The sequence below is a fragment of the Nitrospirota bacterium genome (assembly GCA_037386965.1).
Taxonomy (GTDB): domain Bacteria; phylum Nitrospirota; class Thermodesulfovibrionia; order Thermodesulfovibrionales; family JdFR-86; genus JARRLN01.
Map to the genome: position 1 here is coordinate 1 of JARRLN010000003.1, position 18,855 is coordinate 18,855.

The following is an 18,855-nucleotide window of genomic DNA, read 5'->3' on the forward strand; positions in this document are numbered from 1 at the left end:
GATAGTGAACTATATCATGCTCTTGGCAGTAATTGCCGGGGCAATAAAAGAGAAAAAGGGGCTTTCGCCCCCCCTGCTTCGCGCGGCGCGCTCCCTGCGTGCCGCCTCCGCTTCGCGGACAGGCAAGGGCCGTCCTCCTCCCTTTACCCCGACACCGGCCTCAGGGCCTCCATGGCCGCGCGGAAATCCGGGTCGTCCGTCATCTCCGGCACTATCTGGACGTACCTGATGACATCGTCCTTGTCCACGACGAAGACAGAGCGGGCCAGGAGCCTCAGCTCCTTCATGAGCACCCCGTAAGCGGTCCCGAAGGATGCCTCCCTGTGGTCGGAGAAGGCCTTGAGGCGCACGGGATGCGCCTCTTGCACGAACCTCTCCAGGGCAAAGGGCAGGTCCATGCTCACGTTCAACACGGCGATGCCCAGGTCTTCCGTCCGGGCGTCGAAGGTCCGCGCCTGCCTGTTACACACGGAGGTGTCCAGCGAAGGCGTCACGCTTATCAGCTTGACGGTGCCGGAGAAGTCCTTCAGGGTTTTTTCGTTCAGCTCCGTATCCAGAATGCGGAAGTCCGGGGCCTTGTCCCCTTTTTTGAGCTCGGGGCCGACCAGGGTGACGGGTTTCCCCTTCGCGGTCACGATGCCTTTGCGTTCGGTCAGTGTTTCCATATCGCCACTTCAGCCTCCTTGCTCGCCGTAGGACTCGTAGCTGACAAACTCCTCGAGGTCGCGCCGCCAGGCCCTGGGCAGGAGCTCCACCCCATCCTTGAGGTACCCCACGGCCACCAGCATCGGGATTATCTTGTCCTCGGGGATTCCGAACTCTTTCTTCACGCAGCCCTCGTCGAACCCGTCCATGGGATGGGTCTCGAGGCCCAGTCCCTGGGCGGCCAGCATGAGGCACATGGCGAAAAGGGCGGTATTCTTCAGGGCCGTGTACCTCCGGGAGAGGGCGTCGGGCTTCTCGCTGTAAAGCCGGCGGGCCAACTGCATGTACCCCTCGCGCTTTTCGGGCTTCGTGTAGCCCAGTTCCTCCCAGCTCCGTAGCGTGCGCGGGAAGTTCTTCTCCAGGAAGTCCGGGTCGGCCACCATGATGAGCACCACCGAGGCCTCCTCGACCTTGGGCTGGTCCAGGGCGCATGTGCGGAGGGTTCTCTTCCGCTCGGCGTCCCGAACCACCACCACGCGCCAGGGCTGCACGTTGAAGGAGGAGGGGGAGAGGTTGGCCAGGCGGAGAAGCTCGGTGAGCTTTTCTTCGGGGACCTCCTTTCCGGGCTTGAAAAAGTTGATGGACCTCCGTCTCTTGAGCGCCTCGATAACCTCCATCGCGCCCTACACTCTCTTCTGGAACTCGTGCTCTTTCCAGAACCCCTTCTCGGCAAGGGCGTTGACGATGCATGTGCGCGTGATGATGCCCACCAGGGGCTTGCGCTCCAGTTGATGGCCCACCACCGGAATCACCGAGATGCGCTGGCCGTAGAAAATCTCCACTATGTCTTCGATGGTGGTGTCCGGCGAGACCACGATGGGCTCCGTGCACACGTCGCTGTGCTCTATGTGCCCGCAGCTCATGATGGTCTCCGCGTCGAACTCGTGTATGGTGCGTCCCTCCCTGACGGCGTCCAGGACGTCGTATTCGGAGACGATGCCCAGGACCGTGCCCTTCTCGTCCACGACCGGCAGGGCGGGATAGGGCGACATGAGCTTCTTGACCAGCTCCGAGCCCTTTTCCTTGGCCTCGATGCTCACGCGCGGATGCATTATGTCTTTGGCCGCTATGCAGGACATGTGCTGGCTCCTTTCGTTGGAAAAGTTGGTACAACCTCCCCTTGGTACAACCTCCCCCTTGTCCCCTAATCGAAGGGTAGCACATGAAGGGACGATGTCAAGGCCGCGGGGCAGTGGTGCGCGGGGCGTTTTTGTTTGACAGCGGACGGCCTTTGCGTTTACATTCTAAGAAATTTTTCCGGGAGCGAGAGCGATGCGCGTCGCCATGTATTATGCCAACGATGACGTCCGGCTCGAGGAGATGCCCCGGCCGGAGCCGGGGCCGGGGGAGGTGCTCCTCAGGGTCATGGCCAGCGGCATCTGCGGAAGCGACGTCATGCAGTGGTACCGGGCGGGCAAGACCCCCCTGGTGCTCGGGCACGAGATAGGCGGGGAGGTCGCCGAGGCCGGCCCCGGGGTGACGCGCTACCGTCCGGGCCAGAGGGTGTCGGCCTCCCACCACGTGCCCTGCAACACCTGCCGCTACTGCCTTCGGGACCACCACACCGTCTGCGACACCCTGAGGAGCACGAAATTCCTGCCCGGAGGGTTCTCCGAGTACGTGCTCCTGCCGGCCATCAACGTCGACAGGGGCGTGTACGAGCTGCCCGGGGGAATGTCCTTCGACGAGGCCACCTTCATCGAGCCCCTGGCCTGCGTGTGGAGGGGGCAGAGGAAGGCGGGAGTCTCCCTGGGCTCGGCGGTGCTCGTCCTGGGAAGCGGCATCTCGGGGCTTTTGCATGTCGCCCTGGCCAGGGCCCTGGGGGCCCAGCCCGTCGCCGCGACGGACCTTGTGGACTACAGGCTTCGCTCTGCGAGGACGCACGGGGCTCACGGGGCCCTGGACGCCCGGGGGGACGTCCCCGGGGAGTTCCGGAGGCTCAACGGGGGGCGCGGAGCGGACGTGGTCATCCTCACCACCGGCGCCCGGGGGGCCGTGGAGCAGGCCTTCAGCAGCGTGGACCGCGGGGGGACGGTGCTCTTTTTCGCCCCCGGGGAGCCCGACGCCGCGGTGCCCCTTGCCATAAACGACCTTTTCTGGCGCAACGAGGTCACCCTCACCTCCACCTACGCGGCAAATTACGCCGAGCACGTCGCGGCCAGGGACCTCATCGCCCAGGGGAAGGTCCGGGTGAAGGAGATGATAACCCACACCCTGCCGCTGGCGCGGACCCGGGAGGGCTTCGGGCTGGTGGCCGGGGCGGGAGAGTCCATTAAGGTTATAATAAGGCCCCAGGAATGAACACAATGAATGGAGGATGACGTGGCTGACACCGACGGCATGGTCCAGGGAAAGGGACGGGCTCAAGCGCCCGCCCGCGCTCGAAAGAACAGAAGGACGAGGAACGACGGGGCCTTTCAGGCCTCCGAGGAAGCGCACGCCAAGGGCGCGCTCAGCGGCGGACACGCCATGGACTGGGGGATGAGAAACCGGCTCGCCCGCATCATCAAGCCCGCCACCGGAAGGACCGTCATGCTGGCCGTGGACCACGGGTATTTCCTCGGGCCCACGACGGGCCTGGAGGACCTGAGGACCGTCCTGGAGCCCCTGCTTCCTTACGCCGACGCGCTGATGCCCACCCGGGGCGGGCTCCGGACCTCGGTCTCCCCCCTCTTCGACACTCCCGTGGTGCTCAGGGTGTCGGGGGCAAACAGCATCCTCGGGGAGCTCAGCAACGAGGAAATCACGGTGGCCATGGAGGACGCCGCGAGGCTCAACGTCTCGGCCGTGGCCCTCTCCATTTACGTGGGCGCGCAGTACCAGAAGCAGACCCTCCAGAACCTGGCCCGGCTCATCGACGAGGGCACCCGCTGGGGCATCCCGGTGCTGGCCGTCACCGCCGTGGGAAAGGACATGGTCAGGGACGCCCGCTACCTGGCCCTGGCCTGCCGCATAGCCGCCGAGCTGGGGGCGCACTTCGTCAAGACCTATTACTGCGACGATTTCGAGCGGGTGGTGCAGACCTGTCCGGTCCCTCTGGTGATGGCCGGGGGCAAGAAGCTCCCGGAGCCCGACGCTCTCAAGCTCACCGGCAACGCCGTCCGCCGCGGGGCGGCCGGCGTGGACATGGGGCGCAACATCTTTCAGGCCGAGGACCCGGTGGCCATGATACAGGCCGTCCGCGCGGTGGTCCACGAGGGCATGAGCCCCAGGAAGGCCCATGACATGTACCTGTCGCTCAAGGCCTCGGGCAGGAGGAGGCCGAGATGAGCACGGTCTCGGCAAAAGTGACCTTCGTCGACGGCCTCCAGTTCGTGGGCGAGACCGGTTCGGGCCACGCGGTGGTCATGGACGGCGTGGAGAAGTTCGGGGGCAGGGACTCGGGGCCCCGGCCCATGGAGATGCTTCTCCTGGGGCTCGGCGGCTGCACCGGCATGGACGTGGTCTCCATCCTCAGGAAGAAAAAGCAGGCCCTCACCGGCCTTGAAATCAGGGTCGAGGGCGGCAAGGCGGAGGAGCATCCCCAGGGGTTCGAGCAGATACGCCTGGTCTATGCGGTGCGGGGCAGGGGTGTCGAGGAGGCAGCCGTCAAGCGCGCCATAGAGCTTTCCATGGAGAAATACTGCTCGGTCAAGGCAACCCTGGAGGGGACGGCCAGGATAGAGTTCTCCTACACCATACAAGAGGCGTAGCCCCCGGCCATGGGAGAGCAAGGGGGCGGAGTCCTCTTCAAGCTCGTGGCTACGGTGGGCTACCTGGGGTTCGTGCCCGTGGCCCCGGGGACCATGGGAACCCTGGCGGCGCTGGCCGTGGTGGCCCTGACAAAACTGCCCTGGCCTTCCTACCTGATACTGACGATAGCCTCCGTACTGGGCGGCACCTGGGCGGCCGATAAGATGGAAAGGGTCATGGGAGAGAAGGACCCCGGCTGCATCGTCATCGACGAGTTCGCCGGCTTCCTGGTGGCCATGGCCTTCCTGCCCCGGACGATGGGATATTTCCTTGCGGCTTTCATTTTATTCAGGGTTTTCGATATACTGAAGCCGCCGCCCATAGACGGGCTGCAGAGCTCGGGGGGCGGCTGGGGGGTGATGGTGGACGACCTCGCCGCGGGCCTCCTTGTCAACCTGCTGCTTCAGGCCTGGCGTCTTTTGGCATAGGAGGGCCTGCTTTCCCGGAGCCGGAAGAGCCTTCCGTCTTTTTACGGCGACCCTATGGACTTTCGATGTTTCGTGGCAGTAGAGCTTCCCGATGCCCTCAAGGACCTCATCGGCAAGGGCACCGAGCACCTCCGCTCAAAGGGCGGGAAGGTGCGGTGGACGCCCGCCCGGAACTTCCACCTGACCCTGAAGTTCCTGGGCGAAACCCCCGAGAGCATGCTCCCCGATATCGAGGCGCGCCTCGGGGAGGCTGTCAAAGGGCACGGGGCCTTCAGCGTCCGGTTCCGGGGCGTGGGGGTCTTCCCCGACCCCCGGCGCCCCCGGGTGATATGGATAGGCGTGGAAAACCCGGAGCCCCTTCAAAGGCTGCAGGCCGGCGTGGAGGAGGCCCTCGTCTCCCTGGGGTTCGAGGACGAGGGAAGGCCCTACAACCCCCACCTCACGCTGGGGAGGGTGAAGGACCCCCGGGGGGCGGGCCCCCTGATGGGGGTGCTTCGGGAGATGGAGCAGGCCGATTTCGGACAGATGCGGGTGCAGGGCGTCTCCCTCGTCAGAAGCGACCTGGGGCCCGGCGGCTCCCGTTATACGCGGCTTTTCAGGGTTGCTCTGGAGGGCGGGGAACCCCTTGGAGAAAACGGGGCATATGCGTTATAGTGTATAGGTTATACCGGCATTCAGCATGCGAGGAGGAGGGATGAACAAGGACAGGATGAAGGCCCTGGAATCGGCCATCGCGCAGATAGAGAAGAGCTTCGGGAAGGGCGCCATCATGAGGCTCGGGGACCAGGAGGTCGAGCACGTGCAGACCATCCCCTCGGGCTCTCTGGCCCTGGACCTGGCCACCGGCATCGGCGGGTATCCCCGCGGACGGGTGGTGGAGATATACGGTCCCGAGTCCTCGGGAAAGACCACCCTGGCGCTGACGGCCATCGCCCAGGCCCAGCGGGCCGGGGGCGCGGCGGCCTTCATCGACGCCGAGCATGCCCTGGACGTGGTCTACGCCGGGAGGCTGGGGGTTCAGGTCGAGGACCTCCTGGTTGCGCAGCCCGACACGGGGGAGCAGGCCCTGGAGGTGGCCGAGACCCTGGTCAGAAGCGGCGCTCTGGACATCGTCGTCATCGATTCCGTGGCGGCCCTCGTGCCCAAGGCCGAGATAGAGGGCGAGATGGGCGACTCGCTGCCGGGGCTTCAGGCGCGCTTGATGAGCCAGGCCATGCGGAAGCTCACGGCGGCCATCTCCAAGAGCAAGACCACCCTGATATTCATCAACCAGATACGGATGAAGATAGGGGTGATGTTCGGCAACCCCGAGACCACCACGGGGGGCAACGCCCTGAAGTTCTACTCCTCGATGAGGCTGGACATCCGGCGCATCGACACCATCAAGGAAAGCCAGACCCTGATAGGCGGGCGGGCCCGGGTCAAGGTGGTCAAGAACAAAATGGCCCCGCCCTTCAGGCAGGCGGAGTTCGACATCTACTTCAACGAGGGCATCTCCCGCGAGGGAGAGCTCGTGGACCTCGGCGTGGACAGGAGCATCATCGAGAAGGCGGGCGCCTGGTACAGCTACGACGGCAGACGCATCGGGCAGGGGCGCGAGAACGTCAAGAAGTTCCTCAAGGACAACCCGGAGGTCCAGAAGGAGATAGAGACAAAAATCATGGCATCCCTAGGGGGCTGACATGCCGGATATCAAGGAGCTTCTGAAGGCAGCCATCGACAGGGGGGCGTCGGACCTTCATCTGAAGGTGGGCTCTCCCCCCGTGCTCAGGATCCATGGGAGGCTGGTCGCCACGGACTCCGCGGAGCGCATCACCTACGAGGAGGGCATGAAGCTGGGCCTTTCGGTTATGACGCCCGGGCAGAGGGAGGCCTTCAAGAAGAAAAACGACCTGGACTTCGCCTACAGCGTGCCCGGCCTGGGCAGGTTCCGCTGCAACGTGTTCGTCCAGAGGGGGGCCATAGGGGTCGTTTTCCGGCTCATCCCCATGAAGGTGCCCACCATCGCCGAGCTGAACCTGCCGTCCATCCTGAGCGATGTCTCCCTTTCGGGCAGGGGGCTCATCCTGGTCACCGGCACCACCGGGAGCGGCAAGACGACGACGCTGGCCTCGATGATAGACCACGTCAACGCCAACAGGACCGTCAACATCGTCACCAACGAGGACCCCATCGAGTACCGTCAGCGGGACAAGCGCGGCATCGTCAACCAGCGCGAGGTGGGCACGGACACCCTTTCGTTCAGCGTGGCCCTGAGGGCCGCCTTGAGGCAGGACCCCGACGTCATCCTGGTGGGGGAGATGCGCGACCTGGAGACCATGGAGATTGCCATGTCGGCGGCGGAGACCGGGCATCTGGTCATGAGCACCCTGCACACCCTGGACGCCGCGGAGACGGTCAACAGGATAATCTCGTCCTTCCCGCCGCACCAGCACAACCAGATTCGCACGCAGCTGGCCTCCATCCTGAGGGGCATCATCTCCCTGAGGCTCATGCCCCGGGCCGACGGGAAGGGACGGGTCCCCGCGGTGGAGGTGCTGGTGGCCACCTCCCTTATCAGGGAGTGCATCACGGACCCCGCGAAGACCCCTCTCATGCGGGACTACATCGCCCAGGGTAAGCTGCATTACGGGATGCAGACCTTCGACCAGTCCATCCTGGAGCACCTGAAGGGCGGCGTGGTCGCTTACGAGGAGGCCCTCCAGTGGGCCACCAATCCCGAGGACTTCAAGCTCAAGGTCAAGGGCGTGCACTCCACCTCCGAGTTCTCGGAGGACGACCTGCCGGACATCGACTCCCCGGACGACGACATCGAGATAGAGAGGTTCTCCAAGTAGGGGAAGGATGCCGGAAGAGTTTCGCCGGGCCCTCGGGCACGCCGTCAGGCTCCTCAGATACCGTGAGAGGAGCAGGAAGGAGCTGGCCTTTCGCCTAGGGAAAAAGGGCCATGGCCCGGAGGTGGTGCAGGAGGTCCTCGAGTTTCTCGATGAGCAGGGCCTTCTGGATGACGCCCGGTGGGCGCGGACCCTGCGCGGGAGGGCCGAAGACGTCCGCCTCCTGGGGGAGGCGGGAGCCCGCCGCTACCTGGAGGCCATGGGCATAGGTTCGGGCGATGCCCGGGAGGCCCTCGAGGCGTACGACGAGCAGGGGGTCGCGCGGAGGCTCGTCCAGAGGGAGCGGCGGCGGATGGCGCACCTGCCCGAAGGCGTGCGGAAGAGGCGGATTCTCGGGAGCCTGAGGCGGAGGGGCTTTTCCTCGCGCTCCGCGCGGAGGGCCCTGAGAGAGGACATCGAGGAGGAGGACGAGTAATGCGGATATGGTTTGCGGCTGCCGTTTTGCTTGTGTTTCTGGCGGGGTGCTCAAAGGGGGTGAGATACTCGCCTTCCGAGATAGACGCGTTTTCCCCGGACGTGCAGGAACACATCAAGAAGGGTGAGATAGCGCTGGGGATGAGCCCGACGGCCGTGCGGTACGCCTGGGGCGCTCCCAAGGACGTGAAAATCCCCGGGCCCGACAAGCAGGGCCGGTTCGTCGAGATATGGACCTACGGGCGGTTCCCGGGCACGGAGACCAAGCTCATCTTCGCCGATGGCGTGCTGACCGGCCTTATGGGCAATGAGAAGAAACCCCTTATCAAGATAGAGCCCCCGCAAGAGGCGCGATGAAAGGCAGCGAAATCCGGCACCTTTTCCTTGAGTATTTCAGGGAGAAGGGGCACGAGGTGGTACCCAGTTCCTCTCTTGTGCCGCGCAGCGACCCCTCGCTGCTTTTTACCAACGCCGGCATGGTGCAGTTCAAGGGGGTCTTCCTAGGGCAGGAGAAGCGCGATTACGCCCGGGCCGCGACGTGCCAGAAGTGCATGCGGGCCGGGGGCAAGCACAGCGACCTGGAGAACGTGGGCCATACGAGCCGGCATCACACGTTCTTCGAGATGCTGGGCAACTTCTCCTTCGGGGATTACTTCAAGCGCGAGGCCATCGCCCTGGCCTGGGAGCTCCTCACCGGGCGCTGCGGCCTTCCCGCCGAAAAGCTCTGGGTTACGGTCTTCGAGGAGGACGACGAGGCCGAGGCCCTGTGGCAGGAGGAGGTGGGGGTTCCCCGGGAGAGGATCGTCCGCCTGGGCGTGAAGGACAACTTCTGGCAGATGGCCGACACCGGCCCCTGCGGGCCGTGCTCGGAAATTCTCATAGACCAGGGAGAGGAGATGGGCTGCGGGAAGCCCGATTGCCGGGTGGGCTGCGAGTGCGACCGGTACCTGGAGCTCTGGAACCTGGTCTTCATGCAGTACGAGCGCGACGAGCGCGGCAACCTCAGCGCCCTGCCCAACCCCAGCATCGACACCGGCATGGGCCTGGAGCGGCTGAGCGCGGTGCTCCAGGGCAAGGGGAACAACTTCGACACCGACCTTTTCGCGGGCATCATCCAGTCCATATCCGCGCAGACCGGCGTGCCCTACGGCTCGGGCGCCGGCACGGACGTCTCCATCCGGGTCATGGCCGACCACGCCCGTGCCGCGGCCTTTCTCCTGGGCGACGGCCTCATGCCGGCCAACGAGGGGAGGGGCTATGTGCTCCGCCGCATTATCAGGAGGGCCTCCCGCCACGCGCGGCTTCTGGGGGCGGAAGGGCCCGTTCTCTTCAAGGTCCTGGAGGCCGTGGGAGAGGCGATGGGGGAGACCTACCCGGAGCTCCTGGAGGATATGGAGCGGGCGAAAAAGATTCTCGAGATGGAGGAGCAGCGTTTCGGGCGCACCCTGGAGCAGGGAATGCGCATCCTGGAGGACCTTATCGGCAAGGTGAGGGCCTCCGGCGAGAGGCTCATTCCCGGAGGGGAGGTCTTCCGCCTGTACGATACCTTCGGCTTTCCCCTGGACCTCGCCCGGGACGTGGCGCTGGACGAGGGGCTCCAGGTGGACGAGGCCGGCTTCCACGAGGCCATGGAGGCCCAGAGGGAGAGGGCCCGGGCCTCCTGGGTGGGCGAGGAGCGGGCCATCGCCCCCATCTACAGGGAAGTGCGCGAGGAGGCGGGCCCGACGGAGTTCCTGGGCTACGAGCGTACGGAGGCGGACGCCCTCGTCAAGGTCGTCATCCAGGACGGAAAGGTCGTCGAGGAGGTCGCCCAGGGCGGGGAGGCGGAGGTCATCCTCGACCGCACCCCCTTCTACGGGGAGGCCGGCGGACAGGTGGGGGACACCGGCACGCTGGAGGCCGAGGGCGTGGTCCTGGCGGTCCTGAACACGGAGAAGCCCCTGGAGGACCTGCCGGTGCATCTGGTCCGGGTAAAGCGGGGCACCCTCAGGGTGTGGGCCAAGGTGCGGGCCCGGGTGGACGAGGAGCGGCGGCGAGCCGTCATGCGCAACCATACCGCGACCCACCTTTTGCAGGCGGCGCTCCGCTCCGTCCTGGGGGAGCACGTCAAGCAGGCCGGTTCCCTGGTGGAGCCCGACAGGCTGAGGTTCGACTTCACCCATTTCACCGCCCTGAGCGGCGAGGACATGGCCTCCGTGGAAACGCTGGTCAACGAGATGGTCATGGAGAACGTCCCGCTCCAGACGGAGGTCTCCACCGTGGAGGAAGCGGTGAAGGCGGGAGCCCTGGCCCTTTTCGGGGAGAAATACGGCGAGACCGTCCGGGTGGTGAGCGTGCCCGGGGTGAGCCGGGAGCTCTGCGGGGGCACGCATGTGCGGGCCACGGGGGACATCGGCCTCTTCGTCCTGCGGAGCGAAGGCTCCGTATCCTCGGGCATCCGGCGCATAGAGGCCCTGACGGGCAGGGGAGCCCTTGCGCACATGAAGCACGAGGAAGAAGAGCTCAGGAGCATCGGGGCCATGCTCAAGGCCCCGGAGCATCCGGCCGCAAAGGTGCGGGAGCTCGTGGAGCAGCTCAGGGAGCTCGAGCGGGAGCGGGACAGGCTGAAAGGGGCGGCCATGCGGAAGGGCTCCGGCGACGTCCTGGCCGGCGCGCGCACGGTCGGGGGGGTGAAGGTGGTGGCCCAGAAGCTCGAGGGCCTCTCGCCCAAGGACCTCAGGAGCTTCGCCGACCACGTCCGGGACCGGCTGGGCTCGGGCGTGGTGGTCCTGGCCTCGGTGGTCGATTCCCAGGCCTCTCTGCTGGCCATGGTGAGCAAGGACCTCACGGACCGGCTGTCGGCTGGCCGCATCCTGAAGGCGGTGGCCGAGGCCTCCGGGGGACGGGGCGGGGGCAAGGCAGACCTGGCCCAGGGGGGCACCCGGCAGACCGAGAAACTGGACACTGCACTTCAAACCGTATACGATATAGTGGAAAAAGAGCAGGGTTCGTGAACCTCTAACCCAGACCGCGGAGGTGCCCGATGGATGTCTTTGAATCTGTGAGGAAAGCGCTCCTGGCCGGCTTCGGGATGCAGGACAAGGTGCGGGAGTACATAGACGAGCTCGTCAAGAAGGGCGAGATCAGCGAGTCCCAGGGCGCCAAGCTCGTCAAGGAGTGGAGCGAAAAGGCCGAGAAGAGCACCACCGAGCTGAACGAGACCATCGCGGAGGTCATGTCCAAGACCCTCCAGAGGATGAACCTCTCCACAAAAGGCGACATCGACAAGCTCAACAAGGAGATGAAGACCCTCTCCTCCCGTATCGAGCGGATAGAGAAGGCCCAGAAGCAGCAAGCGGGTTCCTGACAGGGGGCCGGTGGATATTTTCCGGCTGACCAAGACATACAAGACGGCCCGGCGGCTCCAGCAGGTCGTCAATGTCTTTCTGAAGCACGGTTTCGGCAGCATCATCGACCGCATCCAGCTGGGGCGGCACATACCCCTGCTCAGGCGACTGAAGAGCTTCGGCAAGTGGCCGTCCATGAGAGAGCCCAGCGTGCCGGAACGGCTGAGGCGCGCCTTTGCCGAGCTCGGGCCGAGCTTCATCAAGCTCGCCCAGGTCCTCTCCTCCCGGCCCGACCTCATCACGCCGCGCTACGCCGACGAGTTCAAGAAGCTCCAGGACAAGGTGCCTCCCTTCCCCGCGGAGGAGGCCCGGCGCATCGTCGAGGATGAGCTGGGCATGCCCCTGGACCGGGCCTTCCTTCATTTCGGGGACGAAACACTCGCCGCGGCCTCCATCGCCCAGGTGCACCCGGCCACCTTGCTTGACGGGACGGACGTGGTCGTCAAGGTCCAGCGCCCCGACATCCGGGAGCAGTTGGACGTCGACATCGAGATACTTCTGACCATGGCCCGGCTCATAGAGGCCAATATCCCCGAGGCGAAGTTCTTCAATCCCATGGGAATCGTCCAGGAGTTCCAGAAGAACGTGAAGCGGGAAATGGACTTCGTCCAGGAGGGCAGGAGCGCCTGCCGCTTCCGGAGGAACTTCGAGGGGAACGTCAACGTCTACATCCCCGTGGTTTACCCGGAGTTCAACACCGAGCGGGTCCTGGTCATGGAGCGCATCCACGGCGTCAGGGTGGACGACATCGCGGGCATCGAGCGCCTGGGGCACGACCGCAAGGAGCTGGCCCGCATCGGCGTGGACGCCTACTTCAAGATGATACTGGAGGACGGCTTCTTTCACGCCGACCCCCATCCGGGCAACATATTCGTGATGCCGTCGGGGCAGATGGGGTTCATGGACTTCGGCATCGTGGGCCGGGTGACCGAGGAGATGAAGACCACCCTGGCCAGCACGTTCGTGGCCTTCATCTACAAGGACTGGGACAAGCTCATAGACCGGTATATAGAGCTGGGCCTCGTTCCGGAGGACGTGGACCTGGAGGACTTCCGCAAGGAGTTCAAGGCTGACCTCGTGGACCTCCTGGAGCCCCTGTACGGCCTGACCCTGAGGGAGCTGGACTTCGCCCAGTACCTGGAGACCGTGGTGCACCTGGCCATGCGCCACAACCTCAGGATACCCTCCGACCTTCTCCTCATCGACAAGGCCATCCTGGTCCTGGAGGACCTGGGGACGCGCCTTGACCCGGATTTCGATTTCATGTCCGCCTCCGAGCCCTACGTCACCAAGCTCATGCGCGAGCGCTTCCGGCCGGGCAAGGTGGTCCGCGAGGCCGCCAACGAGGTGCAGGAGGCCACGGAGTTCTTCGTCTTCCTGCCCAAGCAGATGAAGAAGATCATCCGCAAGGTCCTCAGAAACGACATTCACATGAAGCTCACCCACATGGGGCTTGAGCATTTCATCCGCGACATGGACCGCTCGAGCAACCGGGTGTCCTTCGCCATGATAGTAAGCTCCATCCTCATCAGCTCCGCCATCATGCACGCCACCGGCGTGGGGCCCACCATCTACGGGATGAGCGTGCTGGGCTTCATCACCTTCGGGTTTGCCGCCATCCTGGGCGTCTGGCTCCTCGTCAGCATCATCCGCTCCGGCAGGCTGTAACGGGGCACCCCCGGGTGCCCTTCGGTCCACCGGCGAAGCGAAGGGGCTCTCTCCGCGGGCCGGAAGCGCTTATCGGAGAATCACGCTGTGGCCGGTCAGCTCAAGGAGGACGATGACGAGAAGAACCACGACCAGGAGGGTCACCACCGTCGTCCCGGCGTCCCCGGCCGGCACGGCATCCTCCAGGCGCCGGGCCAAGCGGTGAAGCTCCGCGTCACTGAGCCCGGCCAGCCTGCCCTGCACCTCCCCGGCGTCATATCCCAGGGCGGAAAGCCGCTCGCGGACCAGTTTGCTCTCGAGCACGGTCCGGACCCTGGCAAGGTCCTCCGCCCTCTCAGGCCCGGAAAGCGCAAGGGTCCGGGAAGGCGTGAAGGCCCCCTCCACCCGGGGCGCCACCGAAAGTGAAAGCATGAGGCCGACAAGAAAGAGAGAGAAGGTTTTCCTCGCCATAGGAGCCTCCATGAGATGTAGTGAAAGGACCCGTAAGATTACAGCTTCGGGGAGGCCGCTGTAAAGAGGCGCTTGGGGCCCCGTCCGGCAACGGCCTTGAAATAAACATTGTTTTAGGCTTCAATGTCATGTATGAAGCGAACCGTCCCCGTGGGGCGCGCAAAGAGCAGGGCGGAGATCGAGGCCTTCGGCCTGGAGCCCGGGTTTCGCATCAACAGAAAGTACGAGGTCCTCTCCCTCCTGGGCTCGGGCTGGGAGGGGGAGGTGTACAAGATCGTCGAGGTCCGCACCGGCATAGAGCGCGCCGCCAAGCTCTTCTTTCCACAGCGCAACCCGCGGGGCAGGACGGCCCGCCGCTATGCCAAGAAACTGCACAAGCTCCGGCACTGCCCGGTCATCATCAAGTACCACACGGAGGAGACCTTTTCTTTCAGGGGCATGCCCATCATGGCCCTCATCTCGGAGTATGTGGAGGGCGAGCTTCTCTCGGACCTCCTCAAGGCCCTGCCCGGCCGCCGCCTGAGTCCTTTCGAGGCTGTTCACCTCCTCTACGCCCTGGTCCGGGGGATTGAACAAATCCACCAGCAGGGCGAGTACCACGGCGACCTGCACCTGGCCAACATCATCGTCAGCCGCTACGGCCTCACCTTCGACATCAAGCTCCTGGACCTGTACCACTGGGAGGCCCCCAGGCGCGAGAACAAGCAGCAGGACATCGTGGACCTCATCCGGGTCTTCTACGAGTGCCTGGGCGGGGCCCGCCATTATGCCCGGCAGCCCGAGGCGGTCAAGTACATCATCTCGGGCCTGAAACGCTCCCTCATCCTGAGGAAGTTCCGCTCCATGGGGCAGCTCCGCAAGCACCTGGAAACGATGCAGTGGTAAGCCCCCGGGAATGCCGGAATCCGTCAGATTTGACCATTTGCGTCTCTATCATCCTTCGCCCGCCGTACCCCCGAACGGCAAAAGTGCTTTTATCCTCTCCGCTTAGGACGTTTTCCCCAGGTGTGCGTTTTTGGCACTTTTCTTGCTTAAACGCACACGGGCGCGTAAGTACAGAAGAAGGGGAGGTAGCGATGAACTGTTGGGAGTTCAAGCAGTGCGGGCGAGAAGCGGGCGGAGCGAATGCCGAGAAGCTGGGCATCTGTCCCGCCTACCCGAACCACGGCAAGCACTGTGCCCGCATCGCGGGCACCTTCTGTGGAGGCGCCGTGCAGGGCACCTTTGCACAGAAGCTTCCTTCGTGCATGCAGTGCGAGTTTTACAACAGCCCCCATTATGACAAGTCTTACGTCATGTATCAGGCGTCCTAGGGGGTGACCAACGGGAAGGAAAGCGCATCGTCCCGATGCGCTTTCCTTCGTCTGAGCCCATCGAAAGCTTTGCAATGCACCCCGGGGTGCACCCTCACACCTCCTTTTAAATAGGCCAAAAGCTCTAAGACGTCGGCCTGTTCGGCCTTTTTGACTCCATATTCTTCTCAGGCCCTGCGCTCGAAGAGCTTCGAGGAGACCGTAACGAAGACAGTGGAGACGGCGCAGACCACGGCGATGTCCAGCCCCAGGGGGAAGTCCGGGCTCAGGACCCCGGCTTCCATCGGTGTGGTCAGGTGCTTGATTGCGTCCACGCCGTAGGTAAGGGGGTTTGCCTTGGAGGCGACCTTCAGGATTTCCGGAAGGAGCTTCACCGGGTACATCGCCCCGGAGAGAAAGAACATGGGCATGACGATGAAATTCATGATGACGCTGAAACTCTCGTAGCTCTCGTAGAACGTGGCCAGGACGATGCCGAAGCTGCTTATGGAAAAGGCCACGAGGGCGCAGATTATGATGACGCCCGCTATGGAAAGCGCCCCGAGCTCGATTCCCAGCAGGGGGAAGAAACACAGGATGAGCGCGGCCTGTATGGTGGAGACGACGGTGCCGCTCAGGGCCTTGCCCACGACGATGGAGAACCGGGAGACCGGCGCGACCAGGATTTCCTTCATCATGCCGAATTCCTTGTCCCATATGATGGATATGCTGGAGAAGATGCTGCTGAACAGGATGGTCATGCCCAGGATGCCGGGGAAGATGAACTGGGTGTAGGTGACCCCCTCCACGGGCCGGACCAGCCTGCTCAGGCCCGCGCCCACGAAGAAAAGCCAGATGAGGGGGCGCGCCACCGTGGCCACCAGCCGGCTCCGCTCCCGGACGAACTTCTTGAGCTCCCGGGACACGATGACGTATACGGCGTTGAATCCGAGGACGCTCACCCGCGGCGCCTCCTGTAGGCGCGTATCTCCTCCCTGATGGTGTCGGCCCCCCTGGCGGCCTCCGGCCGGATGGCCTTGCCCGTGAGGCTCAGGAAGACGTCGTTCAGGGTGGGCCTTTCCATGCGCACCGAGACGACCATGTCCGCAAGCGCCCTGATGACCTCGGGGACGAAGGCCTCCCCCCGCTCGGCGGTTATGGAAATCTCCGGCCCCTTGACCTCGGGGGAGAGGCCCAGGGTCTCCTTCAGGATTTCCGCGGCCCGCGCATTGTCCGTGGTCCTCAAGGAGATGACGTCTCCGCCCACCGTCTTTTTCAGCTCCTCGGGGCTTCCCTCGGCGATTATCCTGCCCCTGTCTATGACGGCGATGCGCGAGCAGACCTCGGCCTCCTCCATGTAGTGCGTGGTCATGAAGACGGTCACCTGGTGCTTCTCCGGCAGCATGGTGATGAACTCCCAGAGGTTGGCGCGGCTCTGCGGGTCCAGGCCCAGCGTGGGCTCGTCCAGAAAAAGGACCCTGGGCCGGTGCATGACGCCCCGGGCCACCTCGAGCCGCCGCTTCATGCCCCCCGAGAAGTGCTTCACCAGGTCGTCCCGCCGTTCGAACAGGCCCACGAACTGAAGGGCGTCATGGGCCCGCTTTCTGACCTCGTTCTTTTTCACCCCGTAGAGGTACGCATGGAAGGCCAGGTTTTCGTAGGCGGTGAGGTCCTTGTCCAGGGTCGTGTCCTGAAAGACGATGCCGATGGCCTTCCGGACGGCGGCCGGCTCCCTCATGCAGTCGTGCCCGTCGATGCGGGCCGTCCCGGCGGTGGGAGCAAGCAGGGTGCACAGGACGTTGATGGTGGTGGTCTTGCCCGCGCCGTTGGGGCCGAGGAAGCCGAAGATGGTCCCCTCCCGCACCTCGAAGGACAGGTCCTCGACGGCCGTTATGGGCCCGAAGGTCTTTCTGAGGTTCTCAACCTGAATGATGGCCATGGAGTGAAGGTCCGGAGGGGAAGGCGCCTTCCGGAGATGCGCCGCCCGCCGCACCTCCCCATTATAGCAGAAGGCCGCAAAGGACGAGACCGTCCCGGGCCGGGACCGTCCCGAACCGAGACCATCAAGGAAAGAGATACAAAGGGACTGGTCCCCCCTAGTGGGTGAGGATTTCGAGTATCTCCCGGTAGCGCTCGGCCGTCTTTTGCACGATGTGCGGCGGCAGCTCCGGTCCCGGCGGGCTCTGGTCCCAGTCCAGGGTGAGGAGATAGTCCCGCACGATCTGCTTGTCGTAACTGTCCTGGCTTTTTCCCTCCTCGTACTGGCGGCGGGACCAGAAGCGGGAGGAGTCCGGGGTCAGAAGCTCGTCGATGAGGATGACGCGCCCCTCGCGGAGGCCAAATTCCATCTTGGTGTCGGCGATGATGATGCCCTTTTTCTCGGCCAGCTCCGACGCCCTGGCGTAAATGGAGAGGCTCCTCTCGCGCAGGAGGCGGGCGGTCTCCGTGCCCACGGTGTTTTGCATCTCCCGGAAGGAGATATTGATGTCATGGCCCGCCGCGGCCTTGGTGCTCGGGGTAAAAAGGGGCTCCGGAAGCCGGGAGGACTCGCGAAGCCCGCCGGGGAGCGCGATGCCGCAGACGGTGCCGTCTTTCTGGTAGGACTTCCATCCGCTTCCGGAAAGATAGCCCCGCACGATGCACTCGACGGGGATGACCTCGGCCTTCCTGACCAGAAGGCTCCGTCCCTCGAGGACCTCTCCATAGGCGTGAAGCTCCGGGGGGAAGTCCGCCACGCTGGCCGAAACCACGTGGTTTTCCATGAGGTCCTTCATCCGGCGGAACCAGAACAGGCTTATCTCGGTAAGGACCTTTCCCTTGCCCGGGATGCCGCCGGGGAGGACCACGTCGAAGGCGGAGATGCGGTCGGTGACCACAAGGAGCAGGTGCTCGCCGAGGTCGTAGATGTCCCGGACCTTTCCCCGGCGCGGCTTCCCCAGGGCGGGTATCTCCGTTTTCAAGACCATGCCCATAAGGCGTATATTATATGCGGAAGGAGCGCGACTTTGTAAAGGAAAGCCTCAGCCGGCCTCCTCGTCGCTGAAGACGTCCCGGAGCTTCTCGAACCGTCCGCCGAAGGCCCTCGTCAGGCCCGGGCCGAATCTCCTGGCTATCTTCATCATGTAGATGTCGTGCCTGACGTACTCCTCGGCAAGGGCGACAAATCCCCTGTTGGCGCTCCCGGCCCCCTCGACGGAGCCGTCTCTTGCTATTGCGGCCGTGACGGCCTCCCTGGAGTCCGAAACCATGACGAAGCTCCGCTTCCGGCCTCCTGCAATGCCCTGGATGGGGTGGGAAAATACCTGTCCTACCCGGACCGCGGGCACGCCGAAATGAAGCGAGGCCACCTTTACCCCCCTTCCCAGGGCGTCCCGGAGAGGGCCCTCCAGGGCCTCCATCTCCTCGGCCCAGAGGGAAAGGAGAAGGGTTCTTGCGGCCCCGCCAGCCATCCTGCGGGCCTTGTCCAGGAGGGGCCCGTACTCGCCGATATGCCAGATGTAGAAGGAGGCCTGTCCCGCCCCCGTGCTGCCGAGGTCGTTTCTCAGGTACTGAAGCGTCGCCTCCATCATGAACCGCCTGCTTTCGACGAATTCCTCGGGCTCCATGGGGATGTATCTCCTGCCGCCTTCCGCCCCTGTGGGCAGGGCCACGCCCTTTTCCTCCAGGCGGGAGAGGACCTCGTAGATTTTCGAGGTGGGGATGCCCGACTCCTTGGCCAGCTCGTAGGCGGTGGCGGGGCTTTTGACCAGGAGGCCCATGTAGGCTTTGGCCTCGTACTCGGTAAGGCCGGTGTACATGAGGTTCTCGATGAGCCTCTTGACTACCATGGGAGTTAATATAAGAGACCCGGCCCCCGCTGTCAAGCCCGTACGGGGTTGGACGCTGC

22 protein-coding genes are annotated in these 18,855 nt (G+C 64.4%); 14 read left to right on the forward strand and 8 right to left on the reverse strand.

Translation table 11 applies throughout. The features are described from left to right. Positions 1-143 precede the first annotated feature (143 nt). The 3 genes from tpx to P8Y39_00940 are packed head-to-tail and all read right to left on the reverse strand — an operon-like array spanning position 144 to position 1,784. Positions 144-665 carry a thiol peroxidase gene (tpx, locus tag P8Y39_00930; protein ID MEJ2190897.1) on the reverse strand — a complete coding sequence of 174 codons (522 nt, stop codon included), beginning with the start codon at positions 663-665 and terminating at the stop codon, positions 144-146. A 9-nt stretch (positions 666-674) separates the two neighbouring features. Further along, a complete protein-coding gene (locus P8Y39_00935; GenBank protein ID MEJ2190898.1) occupies positions 675-1,322 on the reverse strand; it encodes a nitroreductase family protein in 648 nt (215 codons plus the stop codon). 6 nt (positions 1,323-1,328) lie between these two features. Then, entirely contained in the window at positions 1,329-1,784 is a 456-nt protein-coding gene (locus P8Y39_00940) for a CBS domain-containing protein (GenBank protein ID MEJ2190899.1), read from the reverse strand. 193 nt (positions 1,785-1,977) lie between these two features. On the opposite strand from P8Y39_00940, the gene P8Y39_00945 reads away from it, so the two are divergent. The 12 genes from P8Y39_00945 (at position 1,978) to P8Y39_01000 (ending at position 13,227) form a co-directional block, all read left to right on the forward strand. Further along, complete coding sequence (locus P8Y39_00945) at positions 1,978-3,006, forward strand: alcohol dehydrogenase catalytic domain-containing protein (protein ID MEJ2190900.1); 1,029 nt, start codon at positions 1,978-1,980, stop codon at positions 3,004-3,006. A 21-nt stretch (positions 3,007-3,027) separates the two neighbouring features. Next, on the forward strand, positions 3,028-3,975 hold the full coding sequence (gene lsrF, locus P8Y39_00950; GenBank protein MEJ2190901.1) for a 3-hydroxy-5-phosphonooxypentane-2,4-dione thiolase: 948 nt from the start codon (positions 3,028-3,030) through the stop codon (positions 3,973-3,975). Next, positions 3,972-4,397 (forward strand): OsmC family protein, encoded by a 426-nt coding sequence (locus P8Y39_00955; protein ID MEJ2190902.1) that lies wholly within the window; start codon positions 3,972-3,974, stop codon positions 4,395-4,397. Before lsrF ends, P8Y39_00955 begins: the two co-directional genes overlap by 4 nt. Positions 4,398-4,406: 9 nt before the next feature. Beyond that, entirely contained in the window at positions 4,407-4,865 is a 459-nt protein-coding gene (locus P8Y39_00960) for a phosphatidylglycerophosphatase A (protein MEJ2190903.1), read from the forward strand. Between the two features lie 72 nt (positions 4,866-4,937). Beyond that, positions 4,938-5,519, forward strand: a complete 582-nt coding sequence (gene thpR, locus P8Y39_00965) for an RNA 2',3'-cyclic phosphodiesterase (protein MEJ2190904.1) — start codon at positions 4,938-4,940, stop codon at positions 5,517-5,519. A gap of 40 nt (positions 5,520-5,559) precedes the next feature. Further along, complete coding sequence (gene recA, locus P8Y39_00970; GenBank protein ID MEJ2190905.1) at positions 5,560-6,546, forward strand: recombinase RecA; 987 nt, start codon at positions 5,560-5,562, stop codon at positions 6,544-6,546. Position 6,547: 1 nt separating this feature from the next. After that, positions 6,548-7,702: a PilT/PilU family type 4a pilus ATPase gene (locus P8Y39_00975; GenBank protein ID MEJ2190906.1), complete on the forward strand. Its 1,155-nt coding sequence runs from the start codon at positions 6,548-6,550 to the stop codon at positions 7,700-7,702. Positions 7,703-7,709: 7 nt separating this feature from the next. Next, positions 7,710-8,174 (forward strand): RecX family transcriptional regulator, encoded by a 465-nt coding sequence (locus P8Y39_00980; GenBank protein MEJ2190907.1) that lies wholly within the window; start codon positions 7,710-7,712, stop codon positions 8,172-8,174. Further along, positions 8,174-8,530 (forward strand): hypothetical protein, encoded by a 357-nt coding sequence (locus P8Y39_00985; protein MEJ2190908.1) that lies wholly within the window; start codon positions 8,174-8,176, stop codon positions 8,528-8,530. The genes P8Y39_00980 and P8Y39_00985 overlap by 1 nt, the downstream gene beginning before the upstream one ends. Next, positions 8,527-11,166 carry an alanine--tRNA ligase gene (gene alaS / locus P8Y39_00990; GenBank protein MEJ2190909.1) on the forward strand — a complete coding sequence of 880 codons (2,640 nt, stop codon included), beginning with the start codon at positions 8,527-8,529 and terminating at the stop codon, positions 11,164-11,166. The genes P8Y39_00985 and alaS overlap by 4 nt, the downstream gene beginning before the upstream one ends. A 29-nt stretch (positions 11,167-11,195) precedes the next feature. Beyond that, on the forward strand, positions 11,196-11,519 hold the full coding sequence (locus tag P8Y39_00995) for a hypothetical protein (protein MEJ2190910.1): 324 nt from the start codon (positions 11,196-11,198) through the stop codon (positions 11,517-11,519). Positions 11,520-11,529: 10 nt separating this feature from the next. Continuing rightward, on the forward strand, positions 11,530-13,227 hold the full coding sequence (locus P8Y39_01000) for an AarF/ABC1/UbiB kinase family protein (GenBank protein MEJ2190911.1): 1,698 nt from the start codon (positions 11,530-11,532) through the stop codon (positions 13,225-13,227). 69 nt (positions 13,228-13,296) lie between these two features. Here the strand turns inward: P8Y39_01000 and P8Y39_01005 are convergent, their stop codons facing one another. Further along, positions 13,297-13,677 carry a PA2779 family protein gene (locus P8Y39_01005; protein ID MEJ2190912.1) on the reverse strand — a complete coding sequence of 127 codons (381 nt, stop codon included), beginning with the start codon at positions 13,675-13,677 and terminating at the stop codon, positions 13,297-13,299. A 132-nt stretch (positions 13,678-13,809) separates the two neighbouring features. On the opposite strand from P8Y39_01005, the gene P8Y39_01010 reads away from it, so the two are divergent. After that, positions 13,810-14,562, forward strand: coding sequence for a protein kinase (locus P8Y39_01010; protein MEJ2190913.1), 753 nt, complete (start codon positions 13,810-13,812; stop codon positions 14,560-14,562). Between the two features lie 191 nt (positions 14,563-14,753). Continuing rightward, the gene (locus P8Y39_01015) at positions 14,754-14,990 is read left to right on the forward strand and encodes a hypothetical protein (protein ID MEJ2190914.1); all 237 of its coding nucleotides are present in this window, start codon (positions 14,754-14,756) and stop codon (positions 14,988-14,990) included. Between the two features lie 167 nt (positions 14,991-15,157). Here P8Y39_01015 and P8Y39_01020 read toward each other — a convergent pair whose 3' ends face one another. The 4 genes from P8Y39_01020 to P8Y39_01035 form a co-directional block, all read right to left on the reverse strand. Beyond that, entirely contained in the window at positions 15,158-15,931 is a 774-nt protein-coding gene (locus P8Y39_01020) for an ABC transporter permease (protein ID MEJ2190915.1), read from the reverse strand. After that, a complete protein-coding gene (locus P8Y39_01025) occupies positions 15,928-16,908 on the reverse strand; it encodes an ATP-binding cassette domain-containing protein (GenBank protein MEJ2190916.1) in 981 nt (326 codons plus the stop codon). Before P8Y39_01025 ends, P8Y39_01020 begins: the two co-directional genes overlap by 4 nt. A 157-nt stretch (positions 16,909-17,065) precedes the next feature. Then, positions 17,066-17,941: a phosphoribosylaminoimidazolesuccinocarboxamide synthase gene (locus P8Y39_01030; GenBank protein MEJ2190917.1), complete on the reverse strand. Its 876-nt coding sequence runs from the start codon at positions 17,939-17,941 to the stop codon at positions 17,066-17,068. Between the two features lie 48 nt (positions 17,942-17,989). Next, positions 17,990-18,796 carry a helix-turn-helix domain-containing protein gene (locus P8Y39_01035; GenBank protein MEJ2190918.1) on the reverse strand — a complete coding sequence of 269 codons (807 nt, stop codon included), beginning with the start codon at positions 18,794-18,796 and terminating at the stop codon, positions 17,990-17,992. Between the last annotated feature and the right edge of the window lie 59 nt (positions 18,797-18,855).

Coding starts and splice junctions, on each gene's coding strand:
- recA (MEJ2190905.1), top strand. CDS start 5,560: ATGAACAAGGACAGGATGAAGGCCCTGGAATCGGCCATCGCGCAGATA.
- P8Y39_00935 (MEJ2190898.1), bottom strand. CDS start 1,322: ATGGAGGTTATCGAGGCGCTCAAGAGACGGAGGTCCATCAACTTTTTC.
- P8Y39_00985 (MEJ2190908.1), top strand. CDS start 8,174: ATGCGGATATGGTTTGCGGCTGCCGTTTTGCTTGTGTTTCTGGCGGGG.
- P8Y39_00975 (MEJ2190906.1), top strand. CDS start 6,548: ATGCCGGATATCAAGGAGCTTCTGAAGGCAGCCATCGACAGGGGGGCG.
- P8Y39_00945 (MEJ2190900.1), top strand. CDS start 1,978: ATGCGCGTCGCCATGTATTATGCCAACGATGACGTCCGGCTCGAGGAG.
- P8Y39_01010 (MEJ2190913.1), top strand. CDS start 13,810: ATGAAGCGAACCGTCCCCGTGGGGCGCGCAAAGAGCAGGGCGGAGATC.
- P8Y39_00940 (MEJ2190899.1), bottom strand. CDS start 1,784: ATGTCCTGCATAGCGGCCAAAGACATAATGCATCCGCGCGTGAGCATC.
- P8Y39_01025 (MEJ2190916.1), bottom strand. CDS start 16,908: ATGGCCATCATTCAGGTTGAGAACCTCAGAAAGACCTTCGGGCCCATA.
- P8Y39_01015 (MEJ2190914.1), top strand. CDS start 14,754: ATGAACTGTTGGGAGTTCAAGCAGTGCGGGCGAGAAGCGGGCGGAGCG.
- P8Y39_01030 (MEJ2190917.1), bottom strand. CDS start 17,941: ATGGGCATGGTCTTGAAAACGGAGATACCCGCCCTGGGGAAGCCGCGC.
- P8Y39_00980 (MEJ2190907.1), top strand. CDS start 7,710: ATGCCGGAAGAGTTTCGCCGGGCCCTCGGGCACGCCGTCAGGCTCCTC.
- P8Y39_01005 (MEJ2190912.1), bottom strand. CDS start 13,677: ATGGCGAGGAAAACCTTCTCTCTCTTTCTTGTCGGCCTCATGCTTTCA.
- tpx (MEJ2190897.1), bottom strand. CDS start 665: ATGGAAACACTGACCGAACGCAAAGGCATCGTGACCGCGAAGGGGAAA.
- P8Y39_00955 (MEJ2190902.1), top strand. CDS start 3,972: ATGAGCACGGTCTCGGCAAAAGTGACCTTCGTCGACGGCCTCCAGTTC.
- P8Y39_01035 (MEJ2190918.1), bottom strand. CDS start 18,796: ATGGTAGTCAAGAGGCTCATCGAGAACCTCATGTACACCGGCCTTACC.
- P8Y39_00960 (MEJ2190903.1), top strand. CDS start 4,407: ATGGGAGAGCAAGGGGGCGGAGTCCTCTTCAAGCTCGTGGCTACGGTG.
- alaS (MEJ2190909.1), top strand. CDS start 8,527: ATGAAAGGCAGCGAAATCCGGCACCTTTTCCTTGAGTATTTCAGGGAG.
- P8Y39_00995 (MEJ2190910.1), top strand. CDS start 11,196: ATGGATGTCTTTGAATCTGTGAGGAAAGCGCTCCTGGCCGGCTTCGGG.